The sequence below is a fragment of the Alkalispirochaeta americana genome (assembly GCF_900156105.1).
GTDB lineage: Bacteria > Spirochaetota > Spirochaetia > DSM-27196 > Alkalispirochaetaceae > Alkalispirochaeta > Alkalispirochaeta americana.
The window spans coordinates 233,320-249,977 of record NZ_FTMS01000002.1 but is presented as its reverse complement, the minus strand read 5'-3'; the positions used below and the strand labels follow the sequence as shown (position 1 = coordinate 249,977).

Genomic DNA, 16,658 nt, shown 5'->3' with positions numbered 1-16,658 from the left:
GTCGATACAGTAGGGAGGTATGGATCATCTCATTCTGGCTTTTCCACAGCTCTCGCCTTACCTTGACCAGGCCTTCCCGGGAGGAGTCACGCCCCGAGAGGAAGTGGTGGAGCGCCTTCTCGGGGTATCCCGGGGAACTGTTCCTGTAACGGTGGTATTCCCCGTCGGAGAAGAGTCCGGCAGGGAATGCTCCGATCAGGCGAAGGCGGTCTTTCCGGCCTCGTGGCACATCCTCCCCCTGGAAGACACCACTGCGGCGGGAGCCCTTGGGGCGATTGCCCGAGCCCTGCCTCCCGAGACGGAGCACCTTACATGGGTTGATGGTAATGCGCCGTTTTTCTCGCCAGCCCTCACGGGATATCTGCAAACCTTACACAGCCGCTCCTGGTGTGATTACACCTTTGGTGATGGTTTTCCTCAGGGGTACGCGCCTCAAATTATCCGGCGGGATACCTTGCCCGTTCTGGCAGCCCTGGCCGAGGGACGCGACCTGGTCTGGAGTAGCAGCGTTCTCTTCGATACGATCAGTCTCGATATCAACGCCTTCGACATAGAAACCGAAGCAGCCTGTGACGACTACGCCCTGCTGCGTCTCTCGCTTACTGTCGATTCCCGGGCAAACTATCTGCTCTGCTGCGCCCTGGCAAAGCGAGGCCTGGGAAAACCCTGGGATCCTTCCCGCAGTTTCGATCCCTTCAGGGAACGCTTCCCCGACGGAGAAGACCCCCTCTTGCAGTGTCTCAAAGAGGATCGGCTTTTGGGGAGAACCCTCCCCAGGTATATACAGATTCAGTTGACGACCCGCAGGGACCAGCAGCCCCTGTTTCTCCCTCCTGTGCCAGGGGCTCCCCCGGCAGGCGACCCTTCCGGAGAGAAGTCGAAAGAAAACCACCGGGATATGACCCCCGAAGCGTTCGGGGCCATCCTGGAGGACCTCTCCCGATTTTCCCCCGAAGCGGTCATATCCCTGGGATACTACGGAGAACCGGGGCTCTCGCCCCACCTGCCGCAGCTTCTGGATTCCCTCGCTCTGGTGCCCCGGGCCACGGTCTATCTGGAAACATCCGGCGTGGGTTGGAGTCAGGAGAACCGGGCTGCCTTGCTGGCCAGTCATGATCAACTGCAGGCAGTCATCGTCGAGGTGGATGCCGCTCGGGAGGAAACCTACCAGGCCCTGCGTGGCCAGGGGTGGGAGGAAGCCCGGGCCTTTATAGAGGAAATCCGTCACGTCCTTGCCGGGCGAATTCATATCCAGGCTACCCGCATGATCGAAAACGAGTGGGAGCTTCAGGAGTTTTTCCAGTATTGGCAGGATCAGACCGGCCTGCGACCCCTTATCCAGAAGTACAACTCCTGCGCCGGAGTGCTTCCGGAGCGTCGCGTGGCTGACCTCTCTCCACTCAAGAGAACTCCCTGCCGCCATCTGGAACGGGATCTGGTTATTCTTGCCGACGGCAGGGTTATTGGCTGCCTTCAGGATCTTCAGGCCAAATCCCTCCGGGGCATATGTCCCGGTGATTCCCTGGAAACGGTCTGGGAGCACGGCCGGGAGGATTATCGCCGCCACCTCAGTCAGGACTATCCCCAGCTATGCAGGAACTGTGATGAGTACTACACCATTAACGCGTGAACGGAAAATTCCTTATACCGTCGTAGGCCACCGGCGTCAAAAGGCGGACCCTTCTCTTCCGGCCCTGGTCCTTCTCAACAGAAGTTCCCGCCTGGTTCGGCGTGATTACATTGCTGCCATCGTCGAACAGGGATTCTCGGAAATTATCTCGGTGGAGCTGCGGGAGAACGCCTTTACCGTAGAATCCCTGAATATTGAGTTTCCGGCTGTCCGTTTTCTTCTTCTCGATACGCCCCTGAACCCCGGCGCGCAAATTAACCTGGCCCTGGGCCTGATTGTTGCCGAGACGGTTATGGTCATGTGGTCCACCATGGAACTGCCTGGAAATCTTCTGCGGGCCCGGGATTCCCTTTTGGCGGGAAAATCGCTCTGCCTTGCCCCATCCTTGAGAGGGGAGAGAGGCGAGCAGCTTCCCGTGGTCCAGGTCCCCGCTCTTCATCGGAGGGCTTTGCGGGTTATGACACTGCCCCTCCGGACAACTCCTCTAGCTACGCTCTTCCCCTTCGATTATGTAGGGCTCTACCACCGGCCCCGGTTTGAGAAGGCGGGAGGATTCGATGAAGAAATCGAGCGGCCCTTCTGGCAGTGTCTGGATCTGGGGTTCCGCATCGCTCTCTGGGGAGGGCAGATTCGTATCGACCCTACCTTCCGGATGAGCTATCGCAGCATGCCCGAGCCGGAAGACCAGACCGCAGGAGGTGGCTACGACCGCTTCTATGCCCGCAATCTGGCCGTTCGGTTGCGGGAGAAAGGGCCCTGCGTCTCGCCTCTCCAGGCGATTCCCTTCTCCCTGCGCAGCGGCTGCGGTCTGCTGGAAACGCTTCGGGTTTTCTCCGAAGCTTCCCGGTGGGTCGAGGAGAACCGGGAGCGGTTTGTCCGCGATGCCAGGACGGTAATTCGTGAGTGGAGCGTCGACCATGAGTAAGGAGACCATCACAGTTCCTGATGGAGGTATTTCCCCTGATGGAGGTGCTTCCCCTGATCCAGGCATCTCTCGCGACGAGAGGGTGATCCGAAAAAAGACAGCTGTATTCCTGCAAGTCCGCCTGGCCTCGTCACGACTGCCGGAAAAAGCGCTCCTTCCGCTGGCGGGAAAACCGGTGGTGCTCCACGCCATGGATTCGCTGCGGTCCCTTCCGGTGGAACAGTTCTGGCTGGTTACCGATGAAGAGAGCGCTCCGCTCCTGGAACCCTGGGCCCGGAAGGGGGGCTTTCGGGTCTTTGCGGGCGATGCCCGGGACGTGCTCCTCAGATTTTGCCAGGCCGCAGACCATACCGGAGCAGAGGTAATCCTCCGTGCTACGGGAGACAACCCCCTGGTCTCCCGGAAGGTCGCTCTGGGGGCCCTGGACCTCTTTTTCCAGGACCTCCCGGACTACGCTGCCCTGCGGGGGAGTCCCCTGGGCACAGGGGTTGAGGTGATACGCTCCGAAGCGCTGGACGATCTGCGCCGTTTTTCATCCTCTGCCTACGACCACGAACACGTAACTCCCGGGCTGTACGAAAATCCCCAGCGCTACCGTCTTTCCATTGAGGAAGTCCCCCGGCAGTGGCAGGCACCCTCCTGGCGTGTCACCCTGGATACCCCCGAGGATTATCAGGCTCTTCAGAGCATTTACGACGAGCTGTATCGAGGGTCTCCCATTGCCCTGGAAGATCTTCTTGCCTTTGGTTATAGCCGGGTGTGGTACAGTGCCTAGACAGATTCTTGTGGTTGTGGAACACCGGCGGGGCCACGGAACGGGCCACCTGCGGCGGTGCGCTGCCCTTTCGGCACATCTTGAGGGAGATATTTTCTGGTTGCTCCCGCAGAACAAAGGAGATGGCTGGTATACCCGTCAGGAGGTGTGTGAAATTCTGGCTCCCGCCGGGTCTCCCCGATGGGTAGAACACCCTCGGGGAACCTACGATCTGGTTCTGGTCGACTGCAGGTCTTTTTCCGGAGAGGACCTGAAGACGCTTCCCCCAGGGGCGGTGGTGATTGGCCTTGATGCGCCCCCTCCGCTACGGCGCTATGCTTCTTTTTTAGTTGATTCCTTGCCTGCTCCACCGGGAGCGCTCCCCGCCAATATTACCGATCCGGGGTTTCTGCCCCTTCCTGAGCGCCTCCGTCAGGACTGGCCCCGGGATATTTCCCGTATCCTGGTAGTTTTTGGCGGCGAACCCCGGGATGATCAGGTTCGAAGGGTGGCAGCTCGGGCTCTGATTGCTTGTCGACAGAGTGGCAGGCAAGACGTCGTGGTCGAGGCCATTCTCGGAGAGCCCGCACCGATGAGGGAGATCCCGCAGCAGATGCGGTCGGGAGAGGGCTCCTTTTCAGGAGTTCGGGAGATTCCCCTTTGCCAAAATCTGGCTGAGACCCTGGCAGATTACGATCTGGTTATTACCCATTTCGGGCTGCTCGCCTGGGAGGCCCTCTGGGCCAGGGTTCCCGTGGTCACCGTAAACCCCTCCAGGTATCATCGAAGTCTGTCCCGGAGAGCTGGCATTACCACAGCGCGCTCTTTGGGAGACCTCGCCCGACTGATCAAGCGGGAGTATCCCCGGATACTCCAATCCTCCCGGGCGGTTCGTCCCCGGGAAAAACGTTCCCTTCCAGAATTCCTGAATGCCCTTGTTTTGCCCGAACGGGTCACCAGTCCCTCGGAATCTTCCCGGGAGGGGCCACGCCAGCCGGCCCTCCAGCGTTTTTCCGATCGAACCTTCTTTCGGAACCTTCCGGACGGCCTGGTTTTTCTTCAAAATTTTGTTCCCCAGCAGATTGATTACAGCCGGGATTATTTTTTCTCTGAATACCAGGCGCAGTACGGTCGCACCTATCTGGAAGACTTCGACGCGATCGCCCGGATGGGCGATCGGCGAATCGCTGATATCCTGGGTCGTTGCCGATTTTCCTGGAAAGCTCCGAAACTCCTCGATATAGGCTGTGCCTTCGGCCCCTTTCTGGTAGCGGCTTCCCGGGCAGGATGTCGTGTTTTGGGTTTCGAGATTAATCGCGAGGCGGTTCGCCATATCAGGGATGAGCTGGGTCTGGAGGCTCACCAGGGTGATCTGATGCACCTGGAAGAAGTAGCACCCCAGGGCCCGTTTGACATCGTCACCCTCTGGTACGTTATTGAGCATATCCAGGATCTGGATCTGTTCCTGCAGAAGGTACACACCCTTTTGCGCCCCGGCGGTATTCTCGCCTTTTCGACACCCCACGGTCGGGGTATCTCGGCGCGACGGGATCGACGCGCCTTCTTGAGCAACAGTCCCCGGGACCATTATTCTGTCTGGGACATTTCCTCGGCCCGCCGTGTCCTGAAGAAATATGGCTTTTCCCTTCGGGCTCTTCGGGTTACCGGGCATCACCCGGAGCGATTTTCCCCCCGTCTGTCCCGACGGTGGTATCCGTTCCTTTCACGCGTGTCCCGGATTGCCCGCCTGGGGGACACCTTTGAGGTTATTGCAGAGCGTCTGTGAGCGCTGTGACATGCAAATTGACTGGGGAGTGGTGTTGGATATATGAAGAGTGCAAACAAGACAACCAGCCCCGGAGACGGCTCAGGCCAGCGAGCAGTCTTCATTCTTGGAGGGGGGACGATGCAACTGCCGGCCATAGCCGCCGCCCGGCGGCTGGGGTGTATCGTTCATGTGGCAGACGGAAATTCCTCATGTCCCGGCGCGTCCCGGGCTGACCGGTTCCATCACATCGACCTGAGGGATCAGGAGAATCTTGTGGCCTGCGCCAAAACGATTTCGGGTCTTCAGGGGGTTTTTACCGCCGGAACCGATTTTTCCACCTCCGTTGCAGCCGTGGCGGAAGCCATGGGTTTGCCGGGAATCTCTCCCCAGGTGAGTGAACAGGCCACGGACAAGGGAAGAATGAGGCGGGTTCTGGCCGATGCGGGTATTCCGGTACCCCGGTTTTTTACCATCGGGAGTTCCGGGGAGTGTCCTTCCCGGGGTGAAAGCCTGGACTTTCCCGTGGTGGTAAAGCCCGTGGATAATATGGGCGCCCGGGGGGTTATCCGGGTAGAGAGCCCCTCCGGGCTCGATCAGGCAGTATCCAGGGCTCGTGGCCTTTCCCGGCGGGGAACGGTGATTGTGGAAGAGTTTATCCAGGGCCAGGAATACAGTCTGGATGCGATTGTGGTGGATGGGGCAGTGCATATCACGGGAATCGCCGAGCGTCATATTTTCTTCCCTCCCTTTTTTGTGGAACTCGGCCATACCATCCCAGCCAAAATGACTCCCCGGGAAGAGCACGTTCTGAGCGAGACCTTTCGCGAAGCAATCGCAGCCTTGGGAATCACCCGTGGCGCTGCCAAAGGAGACATCTTCCTTGATACCCGGGGTGATGCACCCCGGGCCGTGGTGGGGGAGGTGGCGGCACGTCTCTCGGGGGGCTATATGTCAGGCTGGACGTATCCCCTGGCTACGGGAGTGCCTCTCTCGGAGATCGGGTTGAGGGTCGCCTTGGGAGAGTCTCCCGGCGAAAAGCTCTTTACCCCCTCGATATCACAGGTGGTGGCCGAGCGCGCCCTTATTTCCTGCCCTGGACAGGTAGTTTCCCTGACCCCTCCTGACCCTGCAAATCTTCCCCCCGGCGTGGAGGAACTCTTTCTCTGCTCTTCCCCGGGGGAACGGGTCGCTCCTCCTTCGAACAACGTTGAAAAGGTGGCCAACGCGATCGCCCGGGGTTGCGATGCCCGGGAAGCGGAAGAACGGGCCCTGACAGCGCTCGACCACATCGATCTCCATCTTGCTCCCGGTGACGAAGAAACTGAGGCTTTTCTTTTTACACCCTTCGGAGCAGGGGCTTTCCAGCGGTATCGCCTCAAGAATCTTCAGGCCGAAGAGGTCTCGCTCCAGGATATTCCCCTTTCCTGGTACAGCGGTGATGGCCGTGCCCTCTGCCGGGCCGTGGCGGCGGGTGAGCCTCTGCCAGTGATCCCTCTTCCGGAAAACCTGCGGTGGGAGCGTTGTTATCCGGTCCGGGAGGCCTGCATGGTTCTTGCTGACTGCCTCAAGAGGGGGCTGGTAACATTTGAGGGCCACAGGGGCGAGTCCCGGAATGGCGAAGGCCTTGCCAAAACAGGGGGTGCGGGACGTCTCTTCTGGAGTGCTTTCTCTGCAGCCGGTCGCCAGGGGGTCGTGTATCTCCTGGATTGTTTGCGAAGCGGCCGGATTCCCCGGGAGTTTTCCTCGTGAGGTTTCGGCACGGGGTCATGATGGTCCTTCTGGGAGCCTTTCTTCTGGGGGGAGGAGATCTCTTTTCCCCCGGAACCCGGTCCCTGAACGAGGCAGCCGCCGACTCCCGGACACATCGCGATTTTTCCCGTGAAGTCTCTCTGGAAGATCTTCTGGAACGGGTCTCGGCGCATCTTGAATGGGACCCCTATCGAGGGAGAGGCTCGATTGTTCGTGGAGGAAGGGCCCTTTCTTTCGGAGTAGGCGTCAACTACGCTGTGGAAAATTATTCTCGTCTTCATGCCGTGACTCCCCCTTTCAGAAGAGATGGTGCGCTTGTTTTCTCTGGAGGCTTTCTTGACCTGGCCTTGCGGGTTTTCCCGCCCCCCGACACACTTCGCAGTGTAGGGGCCATTTTTATCGATCCAGGTCACGGGGGGCGTGATCCCGGGGCTATCGGGCGTCACCAGTTTGGAACGGAACTGAGGGAGTTGCGAGAAAAGGATCTCGTTCTCGATGTGTCTCTGCAATTGAGAGATTTGCTGAAACAACGGTTTCCCGAGAAAAAAATTGTTCTCTCCCGGGATGATGATACCTACATTACCCTGGAGGACCGAACCGATCAAGCCAACGAGATCCCTTTGGCTCCCCACGAATCGGTTCTTTTTGTATCGATTCACGCCAATGCATCCCTGAACAGTCGTGCCAAGGGATTCGAGGTCTGGGTTCTTCCCCCCGAGTTCCGGCGCCGCGATCTGGTGAATCCCGAGCGGGTAGGCGTGGAGGACCCGGAGGTTCTCTCCATTCTGAACACCATGAGAGAGGAAGAAATTACCCTGGAGAGCGAACTCCTGGCACGAAACATCCTCTCCGGCCTCGATGCTGCTGTGGGAGAAGAGTCTCCCAACCGGGGAATTCGCGAAGAGAGCTGGTACGTGGTCCGCAACGCCCGAATGCCCTCGGTCCTGGTGGAGATCGGCTTTGTTACCAACCGTGAAGATTTCAAGCGCCTGGAAGATCCGGCCTACTTGCGACGGATTACACGAGGAATCTATACTGGCGTCTTGAACTTTATCGAGAACTTTGAAGAGGTGGGCCGTGATTAGGGTGCGGATAATGAACAGGATTGGTGCATGGTGGCAAAACAGGAAAGCCCTTGGGTATACTCTGGGAGGGGTGCTTCTTGTAATGCTTGTAGGAACACTCCTGGTTCTTGCCCTTGCGCCAGGGCCAAGGCGTCGCGTTGTGTTCTGGTTCCCCGATACCGCCGGAGCCCACGCGAATGCGGAGTGGCGGTATCTGCCCCGCAGAGAGACGCGCCGGGAGTTTCTGGAGCTCTATCTTGCAGAGATGCTCCTGGGGCCCGTCCGCATGGGGTCTGCTGCGCTGGTCCCTCGTGGCGTTGGTTTCCGGATTATCGCCCTGGGAGAGGAGGGCAGGCTCTTTTTGGACCTCTCGCCGGAAAATTTGATCGGCCGGGAAGAGGAAGTTGATATAAATCGTTTATTTGAACTTATTGAGAAAAATGTGTTGCATAATTTCAGGTTTGTGAAAAATATCATAATTACTGTTGGAGGTGATCTGCCGAATGTTCCCCGGTTTTCTTTCTCGCCGTTGACAAAGCAGAATGGCGCGTTATAATTTGATTGCAGTAACGTAATAACCCGGACTTATGAAGTAAAGGAGACATGGATGAGACGTTCCGTCCTATTCGTTTTAGTTTTTCTGCTGGTGTTGAGTGTCGTCGTCGCTGACGAGGCAGTTCTCGTTGATTTTGCTACGCTCACAGCGGATTACCCTGCCGACAATCCGCGTCACAACGAGCGGACTCTTGTGGACTACAGCATCGCCGCAGGGACCAGCTTCACGGAGGAGGAGAAAGCGGAGATGCGAATCTCTCTTGCTATCGACTCTTGGGAAGTCGACCTTGCTTCATCGTCCCGAAACGTGACGACCATAGGAGACAGCATGGTCCGTTCCGCTCCCGTTCGAGCCGGCGCAAGCCGTTACGAGGGTGAGACGGTCATGGGTGTGCGGGTGCGGTTCCCCACGGAACCCTTTAATTCCTGGGCGCTGATCCGGCCTCCTTTCGAGATTCCGGCTTTTGCAGATCTTGAGGTTGTCGATGACACAGGGCAGCTCGCAGTTCCCCAAGAGGAGCAGGGTCGCGGCCGAAAGTTTGATAACTTTGGCGTGGTCAAAAACGTGGGCGTCTTGCGGTCCGTTTCCATGAATGTTCACGGCCTGAACTTTCCTCATGCGATCGCCATCGTCCTCCAGGACGAGAACAACCGGGAGCATGAGATTCTGATGGGTAATCTGCAGTTCGACGGGTGGCGAACACTGGAGTGGAGAAACCCCAGTTATATCACCGAGGTTCGCAACCGCGAGGTTCGTACCATGCCGCTCTATCCCAACCTTTCCCCCATGCGTAAGCTCATTGGCATTCGGGTGTATCGGGACGCATCGCAGGTGGGGGGTGATTTCATCACCTACATCAAGGACATTTCGCTCACCTACGATCGGGCTGTGTTGCAGCTTGAACGGGATATCGATGACGAGGCTGTCTGGGGCATTCTGCAGGTCCGCGAAGAAGCTCGTCGTGATGCCGAACTGATACGCCTTGGCAATATTCAGGTCCTTCGGTACCTGGAGGATCGGAAGATGCACGATCCCGATGCCATCGATGGGTAACCGCTGGGCAGTGGGGTGAAACATAGTGGCCCTTCGATGGAAACATCGAAGGGCCTTTTTTCGCTTGACTGGCGTTTCCAAAAGCACGAGAATTAGGGCAATATGAGCGACTATCTTGATCCGACAAACGAAGAACTGCTGAAAGATTTCTTCGTAGAGGCTGAGGCACAGATCGAAGTACTGGAAGGAAACATTCTGGTGCTGGAAAACGATCCCTCAAACAGCGACTCGATTGACGAGCTCTTCCGGGCGGCCCATACCTTGAAAGGTGGCGCCGGTACTGTGCAAATGAATGAGCTCGCGGAGTTCACGCATCTGGTTGAAGATTGTCTGGATATTATCCGGGAGGGTAAAATCCGGATTCAGGAGTCCACCGTTGATACGCTCCTCATCGCAACCGACGTCATTAAGGCCATGTTGGAGGAGCGGCGTCACGGCAAAATCTATGCCGAGGATGTCTCAAAGATCGAGAAAGCTCTGCGGGACATTCTGAGCGAGGCTCAGAGTCCTGGCTCTGCCTCTGCTTCTTCCGGGAGCAGCACGGCTTCTGCTGATTCCGCAGGAACCAGCCAGCCAGAGGCGTCTTCGCTGCAAGCTCCTGGTGTCGATCCCGACGCCTTGTCGGAATACGAGCTCCTGGAGCTGAAAGAGGCTGCGCAAGGGAGCGATATCCTCTACGCTGTCCGGATAGTCTTTCGGGAAGATAACCCCATGAATACCGTGGGGGGTATCCACCTTTTTTCGGTGCTGAAAAGTTTTTCCACCGTCCTGAAAACCACACCGGACTTCGACGCGCTCTACCAGGATATGTTCCATCCTGTAGTAACCTACTACATTGCAACGTCGGTCGACCCCGAGTTGCATCGGAAAAAACTTGAAATATCCGATGTGACAGAGAAGGTCGAGTTCACGGAGGTTTCTGACTCATCAGCTTCTTCCGGCTATCAGGAGACTGCCATATCCGCCGTATCCAGTGCTGGATGGGGTGCTCTGGAGAGCGACGCCCCTGCGCAAACAGCACCGATCTCGCGCCAGCAAGGTTCTGAGCAGAAAGCTGATACACTCCCCGACTCGGAAGATGAGGCGCTGACCCTTCCGGGGCTTGCAGATAACGGGTCCGATGACCCGGCTTCGTCTCCCGACGCCCGAAAGAGGCAGCAGTCGGGGTCGGTTCTCCGCGTAGACAGTCGACGCATTGATAATCTGCTGAACCTTGTGAGTGAAACGGTTATCAACAAGGCTGCTTTTAACCAAATCAGTAATGATTTCGCCGATAACTTCTCAGCCTTTCAGGAAGCGGAGGGTCAATATCGCGAGCGTTTGAAGGAGCTTTTTGATTCTCTCCCCGACTACCTTGAGCAAATCCAGCACGGCCGGGTTGTGAAGGAAGTAAAATCCGAGATCAATGAGCGCTTTGCCGATCTCCCGAGCGTCTTTAACGAGTTCCAGGGCGACCTGAAAGGTTCTGTTGCCAAGTTTCGAAACGCCTCGCAAAACCTGGGGCGTATAGCAGGGGAGCTCCAGGAGGGAGTTATGCGAATCCGCATGGTCCCCATATCGCAGATTTTTTCCCGCTTTCCCCGGTTGGTGCGGGATCTCTCCCGGTCTCTAAAGAAAAAGATCGATCTTCAGATCGAGGGAGAAGACACAGAACTTGATAAGTCTGTGATTGAAGATCTCTTGGATCCGCTGATTCACTGCGTACGAAACAGTATAGATCACGGTGTCGAAGATCCTTCCTCGCGACGTGAGCGGGGGAAAGACGAGACAGGCACCGTTACCCTGCGCGCCAGCAACGAAGGCAACATGATTCTTATCGAAATTGTCGACGACGGCCGGGGAATCGATGTTGACGCTGTTCGACGCAAAGCGATTGATCGGGGCATAATCCATCCCAGCAAACAGCTCTCCGATGTGGAGGCTTTCAACCTGATCTTTGACCCCGGGTTTTCCACGGCTAAATCAGTAACGAATGTCTCGGGTCGGGGTGTTGGTCTGGACGTGGTCAAGCGGCAGATCGAAAAACTCAACGGAACGGTTACGGTATGGTCCGAGCACGGTCGCGGAACACGTTTCACGATCAAAATACCTCTTACCCTGGCGATCATTCAGGGGCTCCTGGTTCGGGTTGGCAAGGAGATGTACGCAATTCCCATAACGTCCGTCATAGACAGTCACCGGATTAAACCCTCGGAGATCAAAATGATCGATAACTACGAGGTCTTTAACGTCCGGGAAGATGTGGTCTCGCTTATCAGGTTGAGCAGGCTTTTCAGGATTCCTACAAATGAGAGTCCTGATTACCACTACGTGGTCATTGTGGGAACAAACGAACGCAAAATGGGACTCATCGTTGATTCCCTTATTGGCGAGGAAGACGTGGTGATCAAGCCCCTGCGGGATCACTTTACGAATTCCCCGGGCATTGCGGGGGCAAATATTACTGGTGACGGGAAGGTTTCGCTCATCATTGATGTCAGTCAGCTGCTGGAACTGGGTCTTCGCAGGGAGAAGGAAGAACGGGCCCAGCGGGAACTCAAAATTGGATCCTGACCGGAGAGGATAATGGCAACAACGAATACGATTGAAAAGTCTTCGAGTGAGAGCGATCAGAAACATTTGGCACAGGAAGTCATAGATTTCAAGATGGTCACCTTCACTCTGGGGGGGAAGGACTACGGCATCGATATCATGCGGGTGAAGGAAATTGCAAAATTCACCCAGTTTACCTATGTGCCAAATACCGCTCCCTATGTCCGTGGTGTCTACAACCTCCGGGGTGACATTATTTCCATCATCGACCTTCGGCTGATGTTCAATCTCCCGGCAGAGCAAAAGGCTGAAGACCAGGCTGAGAACGGCTTGATTCTCCGGCTGGAAACAAATATGTTGGGAGTCATCGTCGACTCGATCGACAAGGTCGTTGGAATATCTTCCGCTCAGGTTCAACCGCCTCATCCGATCTTTGGCGATATCAACATCAAGTTTATCAGCGGTGTTGCCGAGTACGATGGTCGTCTCTATATTATCCTCGATGTGGACAGGATTTTCAGCCGCGACGAGGAAGAGAGCCAATCAACCTCGGAGGAGCGTGCCTTTGCTGCGCCGGTCTCAAAATCTGCCCAATCCTTTCACCATCAAAAGAGTCCCCAAGGCTCGAGTGAAGATGGCAAAACAAGATCGGCCGATCAGATAACACGAGATTTTATTATCGAGGGGCTTCAGGCCTTTTCCAAGTTTTATGTTTCACCAGTCAACGAGCACTGGTTTTCCGGGCGCTTGAATGAATGGCAGGATTCACGAAAAGATCAAGGAAAGGATCCCCAACTTGCCGATCTTGAGGATTCGCTGGATTTTCTGAAGCCTTTCCATTCCCACCAGACCGGTGCCTTTTGGGATGACCGGTACATGGAGAAGCTGGCATCGGCGCTTCCTGAGGTGGAATCCTCAATTATACACGTCTGGAACCCAGGATGCGGAGATGGTCACGAGGCCTATAGTATTGCTGTGATGCTTCGGCGCCGCTACCCGGAGAGACAAATCAAAATTTGGGCTGGAGACACGGATCTGCTCAAGATATCCACGGCACCGAACCTCGTTTTTCCCCGCGAGAAGGCCCCCCAGAGCTGGGATGAGTATCTGATAAAAGGGAAAAACGGCTATACCCTGGCACCGGTGATCAAGGATATGATCCTCTTTGAGTTCAGTGACATGAAGAACGCTTCTGCCCTGCCAAAGATGGATTTCATCTTCTGTCGCGATGGGCTTTCCTTTTTGAGACCCGACGAACGAAAGAAGCAAATCGCTATCTTTGAAGAAACCATGAAGCCTGCGGGGTTGTTAATCCTGGGTGATAACGAAAACTTGTTGGAAGACGGTGCCTGGGAGCCGTCGGACGATTTTATCTCAATGTTCCGTTATAGGTAGGAGTAAATCATGCGAGTGGAATACATCAACCCTTTTGTTGAGTCGGCGTACAATATTCTTACGGAAGTGCTCAACGAGGAAGTCAAGCGGGGCGATTTGTATTTAAAAAATACCGCCATGCCAATGCTGGGTATTGCCGCGATTGTCGGTCTTGCGGGGGACGTGGAGGGGCGTGTTCTCTTTGACATGACCCACGACACGGGAATAAAAATTGCCTCCGCCATGCTCACCAGCATGGATATGGAGCCGGTAACCGAGATGAATGATATGGCTCGGGCGACCCTCACGGAGCTTGCAAATATGATTACCGGGCAAGCCGTGACAAAATTGCACAACCTGGGTTTCAAATTTGATCTCACGCCTCCGGCCATTTTTACCGGGGACAACATGACAGTCTCTGATCCAAGTTTTGAGGCTCTGATCGTTCCCATGGAGCTTCCCATGGGCAGGATCGAGATCAATGTAGCTGTCAGGGAGAGGACCTAACAATGAAAACAAAACAAGATTTTCCCAGCATCAATGAGCGCGAAGCGGCGGGGGTCAGTCCTGATGGAAAGCCCTATCGTGTGCTCATCGTTGATGACTCCATGTTTGTTACCAAACAGATTGGTCAGATCCTTACATCGGAGGGATTCGAGGTTGTTGCTTCGGCAGCCGACGGTGTCGAGGGAGTTGAGAAATACAAGGAACTCTATCCTAATATTGATCTTGTGACTATGGATATTACCATGCCAAAAATGGATGGAGTTACGGCTCTTGAAAAAATTATTGAGTTTGATGCAAACGCACGGGTTGTCATGATAAGCGCCCTTGGAAAACAGGATCTTGTGAAGAAATCCCTGCTGGTAGGGGCAAAGAACTATATTGTGAAGCCCCTTGACAGAAAAAAGGTTTTAGAACGAATCATCGCTTCCATCAGGTAGTTCTCCTCTTCTCGAACAGAGATTTCCTCTTTCCAACATTTCGGCTGAACGGGAGGGTGTGGTTCTTGGTTAGCCCGTCACTCGACGGGCACGGAATAGCAATGGTGCTTGACTGACCGAGACGTTTTGCGTATTCTTGTGGAGTACAATGTTTTAGGGGGTGTTCCGGATTCGATTGAGGTGGTCCCGTGTAACTCGTTGCAGGTGGAGCGTCATCTCCTGATTGACATTTTTTTATCTGCCGATGAAGCAGACTTTCTCCCTGTTGCTGCGTAAGTAGCTAGGGCGGGCGCGGGTTGCGCCGTTCTGAGCAGCCCGTTGCTTGACAGAAACCAGGACTTGCCACCGGTTGTTTCCGGCTGATCGGTGGGACTCTTTGTCGGAATAGAGTAGCGTAAGGTTTGTTCGAGCACCAAATACGTTACCGACACATTCAAGCACGAACTAAACCTGTAGAAGCGTTTTGCCGGCACCTTAAGACGCGGGTTCAACTCCCGCCACCTCCACTGTCCAAAACCGGAGAGCTTGACGCCACAACAGTGACGCCAGGCCCTCCGGTTTTTTTGTCTGAAAATTTCCCCCGTAATCCCGGTTACGACATTCTCGCCGGTTCTGTTGTCTCAACCGAGATAGTAGCCGTCTGGATTTTGAGGCCTCGCACCCGAAAAAGTTCCTGCACAGCTGAAGTTACGCTATTCCTGACCATAACGGTGTTGGGACGTTCAAACCACACTCCCAGAAGAATGGCCCAGCCATGAATGCTTTGCTCCTTTACCATGACAATCGGCTCGGGCTCTTCCAGAGCCAGGGCGCATTGGCGAGCTGAAACGCGAAGAGCCTCCAGAGACTTCTCGATCGATTGCGTGATTGGAATTGTTATTATGAAATCCAGCCGCCGGACAGGGAAGCGGGTTATATTGGTAATCGTCTGTTCAAGCAGGTTCTGGTTGGGTATTCTCAGAAGGACGTTATCAAAGGTTCTGATCTTTATCGAGAGCAGATCCACCGAATACACCGTGCCTACTTGGTCTCCCACCCGAAGAACGTCACCTATTTCGAAGTATCGCTCGGAAACAAGAAAAAAGCCGCTGATAATATTGCTCAGACTCGTCTGGCTCGCAATACCGATGGCAATACCCAGAACACCAGCTGCACCCAAAAGACCTGAAACACTCACCCCGGTAGCGTTCAGAACGCTCACAAAGAGGACAGCGGTTCCGGTATAGAGAAAAACTTTTCGGAAAATCTCTCTGGTCTGTTCACGAAGGCCCTTAGCAAAGCTGCGAAGGAGAATCTGCGAGACTATGCGGAGAAAAATGATTCCCAGAAGAAAGAAAAGGAAGCCAAGAACGATTTTTTCCCAATCAGCGGTAGTTCCCACAGAGAGGTTCCTGAAAAAACTGGGGAGAGCGCTCATACTGCCAGATCTCTCAGCCAGAGAAAGCTCTTGCGTATCAGATCCCCCGATGAGGGCTGTCGCTGCGAGGAACATTGTCTGGCCCCGCCTCGGCGAAGGGCCTTCCCATCCCCATAGGTTATCTGACTGAACTGATCAGCTCCCCGAAAGGCAACTTTCACATGATTGCTCACAATACCATCCTCGGCCTGAAACAGATCAAGATGAATAACGCGGAGCAGAAATCGCTCAAACCATAGAACCGAAGATGAATCATTAGAAATTGTCAGAGGTACCATGTACTGATCTGCCGGTTGATCTGGAACATCGAGTGGCGTAAAACGATGTTGGTACGCTGATTCGCCCGATTCAAAGGTTCCGAACCAGGTTCGTTTGAGTGGGGATGTGGGCAGATCCAGGAACGCCTCCCCTGAAAGAATCTGCTGGCCCAGAGGCGCTGTCACCACCTGTATCCAGAGGGGGAGAAAGACCTGATAGTGCACAGATGTTCCAGGAGCAAGGGCGATGGGATGGGCCGGGCGTAACAGGACTGGCTTATCATGAGTAGCAGGAAGAAAATGAGGAAAAGAATTACGCGCCGGAAGAATAACTCGATGCTCCGTGACCGTGTCAGTCAGGAGTATTCCCCGGTTTTCATATTCCAGATTCCAGTCTGTGAGGGTTCGTGTGCAGGTAATTCGCAAAGAACCCCAGGAGAATTCCCGTGACTCGTGATGGTCAAGATTGACCGGACCCCAGACACGCATTGCTCCCCCCAAACGGGGCAGTGCTACACTGCCAGAAGAATAAAAAAACCGGCCTGAGGCCGGTTTTGGGCGGTACTGGAGTTGAACCAGTGACCCCATGCATGTCAAGCATGTACTCTAACCAACTGAGCTAACCGCCCTTTGAA

At 55.3% G+C, this 16,658-nt stretch carries 14 protein-coding genes, 1 tRNA gene and 1 other RNA gene; 13 read left to right on the top strand and 3 right to left on the bottom strand.

Features of this window, described 5'->3' with window-relative positions:
• Positions 1-19 precede the first annotated feature (19 nt).
• The 13 genes from BW950_RS02755 to ssrA all read left to right on the top strand — a co-directional run bounded on the left by BW950_RS02755 (position 20) and on the right by ssrA (position 14,858).
• Positions 20-1,630, top strand: coding sequence for a spiro-SPASM protein (locus tag BW950_RS02755; protein ID WP_076487752.1), 1,611 nt, complete (start codon positions 20-22; stop codon positions 1,628-1,630).
• Entirely contained in the window at positions 1,605-2,555 is a 951-nt protein-coding gene (locus BW950_RS02750; RefSeq protein ID WP_076487751.1) for a hypothetical protein, read from the top strand. The genes BW950_RS02755 and BW950_RS02750 overlap by 26 nt, the downstream gene beginning before the upstream one ends.
• A complete protein-coding gene (locus BW950_RS02745) occupies positions 2,548-3,330 on the top strand; it encodes a cytidylyltransferase domain-containing protein (RefSeq protein WP_083943661.1) in 783 nt (260 codons plus the stop codon). Before BW950_RS02750 ends, BW950_RS02745 begins: the two co-directional genes overlap by 8 nt.
• A complete protein-coding gene (locus BW950_RS02740; RefSeq protein WP_076487750.1) occupies positions 3,323-5,095 on the top strand; it encodes a class I SAM-dependent methyltransferase in 1,773 nt (590 codons plus the stop codon). Before BW950_RS02745 ends, BW950_RS02740 begins: the two co-directional genes overlap by 8 nt.
• A gap of 42 nt (positions 5,096-5,137) precedes the next feature.
• Positions 5,138-6,826, top strand: coding sequence for an ATP-grasp domain-containing protein (locus BW950_RS02735; protein WP_076487749.1), 1,689 nt, complete (start codon positions 5,138-5,140; stop codon positions 6,824-6,826).
• On the top strand, positions 6,823-7,911 hold the full coding sequence (locus BW950_RS02730) for an N-acetylmuramoyl-L-alanine amidase family protein (RefSeq protein WP_083943660.1): 1,089 nt from the start codon (positions 6,823-6,825) through the stop codon (positions 7,909-7,911). Before BW950_RS02735 ends, BW950_RS02730 begins: the two co-directional genes overlap by 4 nt.
• 10 nt (positions 7,912-7,921) lie before the next feature.
• Complete coding sequence (locus BW950_RS02725) at positions 7,922-8,446, top strand: hypothetical protein (protein ID WP_143559097.1); 525 nt, start codon at positions 7,922-7,924, stop codon at positions 8,444-8,446.
• A gap of 51 nt (positions 8,447-8,497) precedes the next feature.
• Entirely contained in the window at positions 8,498-9,499 is a 1,002-nt protein-coding gene (locus tag BW950_RS02720) for a flagellar filament outer layer protein FlaA (protein WP_076487747.1), read from the top strand.
• Positions 9,500-9,601: 102 nt separating this feature from the next.
• Positions 9,602-12,052, top strand: a complete 2,451-nt coding sequence (locus tag BW950_RS02715; protein WP_076487746.1) for a chemotaxis protein CheA — start codon at positions 9,602-9,604, stop codon at positions 12,050-12,052.
• 12 nt (positions 12,053-12,064) lie between these two features.
• Positions 12,065-13,426 (top strand): chemotaxis protein CheW, encoded by a 1,362-nt coding sequence (locus BW950_RS02710; protein WP_076487745.1) that lies wholly within the window; start codon positions 12,065-12,067, stop codon positions 13,424-13,426.
• A 9-nt stretch (positions 13,427-13,435) separates the two neighbouring features.
• On the top strand, positions 13,436-13,912 hold the full coding sequence (locus BW950_RS02705; protein WP_076487744.1) for a chemotaxis protein CheX: 477 nt from the start codon (positions 13,436-13,438) through the stop codon (positions 13,910-13,912).
• Positions 13,913-13,914: 2 nt separating this feature from the next.
• Entirely contained in the window at positions 13,915-14,349 is a 435-nt protein-coding gene (locus BW950_RS02700; protein ID WP_076487743.1) for a response regulator, read from the top strand.
• 156 nt (positions 14,350-14,505) lie between these two features.
• Positions 14,506-14,858: a transfer-messenger RNA gene (ssrA, locus tag BW950_RS02695) on the top strand.
• A gap of 83 nt (positions 14,859-14,941) precedes the next feature.
• Here the strand turns inward: ssrA and BW950_RS02690 are convergent.
• The 3 genes from BW950_RS02690 to BW950_RS02680 form a co-directional block, all read right to left on the bottom strand.
• Positions 14,942-15,766 (bottom strand): mechanosensitive ion channel family protein, encoded by an 825-nt coding sequence (locus tag BW950_RS02690; RefSeq protein WP_076487742.1) that lies wholly within the window; start codon positions 15,764-15,766, stop codon positions 14,942-14,944.
• Positions 15,763-16,512, bottom strand: a complete 750-nt coding sequence (locus BW950_RS02685) for a DUF432 domain-containing protein (RefSeq protein WP_076487741.1) — start codon at positions 16,510-16,512, stop codon at positions 15,763-15,765. The genes BW950_RS02690 and BW950_RS02685 overlap by 4 nt, the downstream gene beginning before the upstream one ends.
• 66 nt (positions 16,513-16,578) lie before the next feature.
• A tRNA-Val gene (locus BW950_RS02680) sits at positions 16,579-16,652 on the bottom strand.
• Positions 16,653-16,658 lie beyond the last annotated feature (6 nt).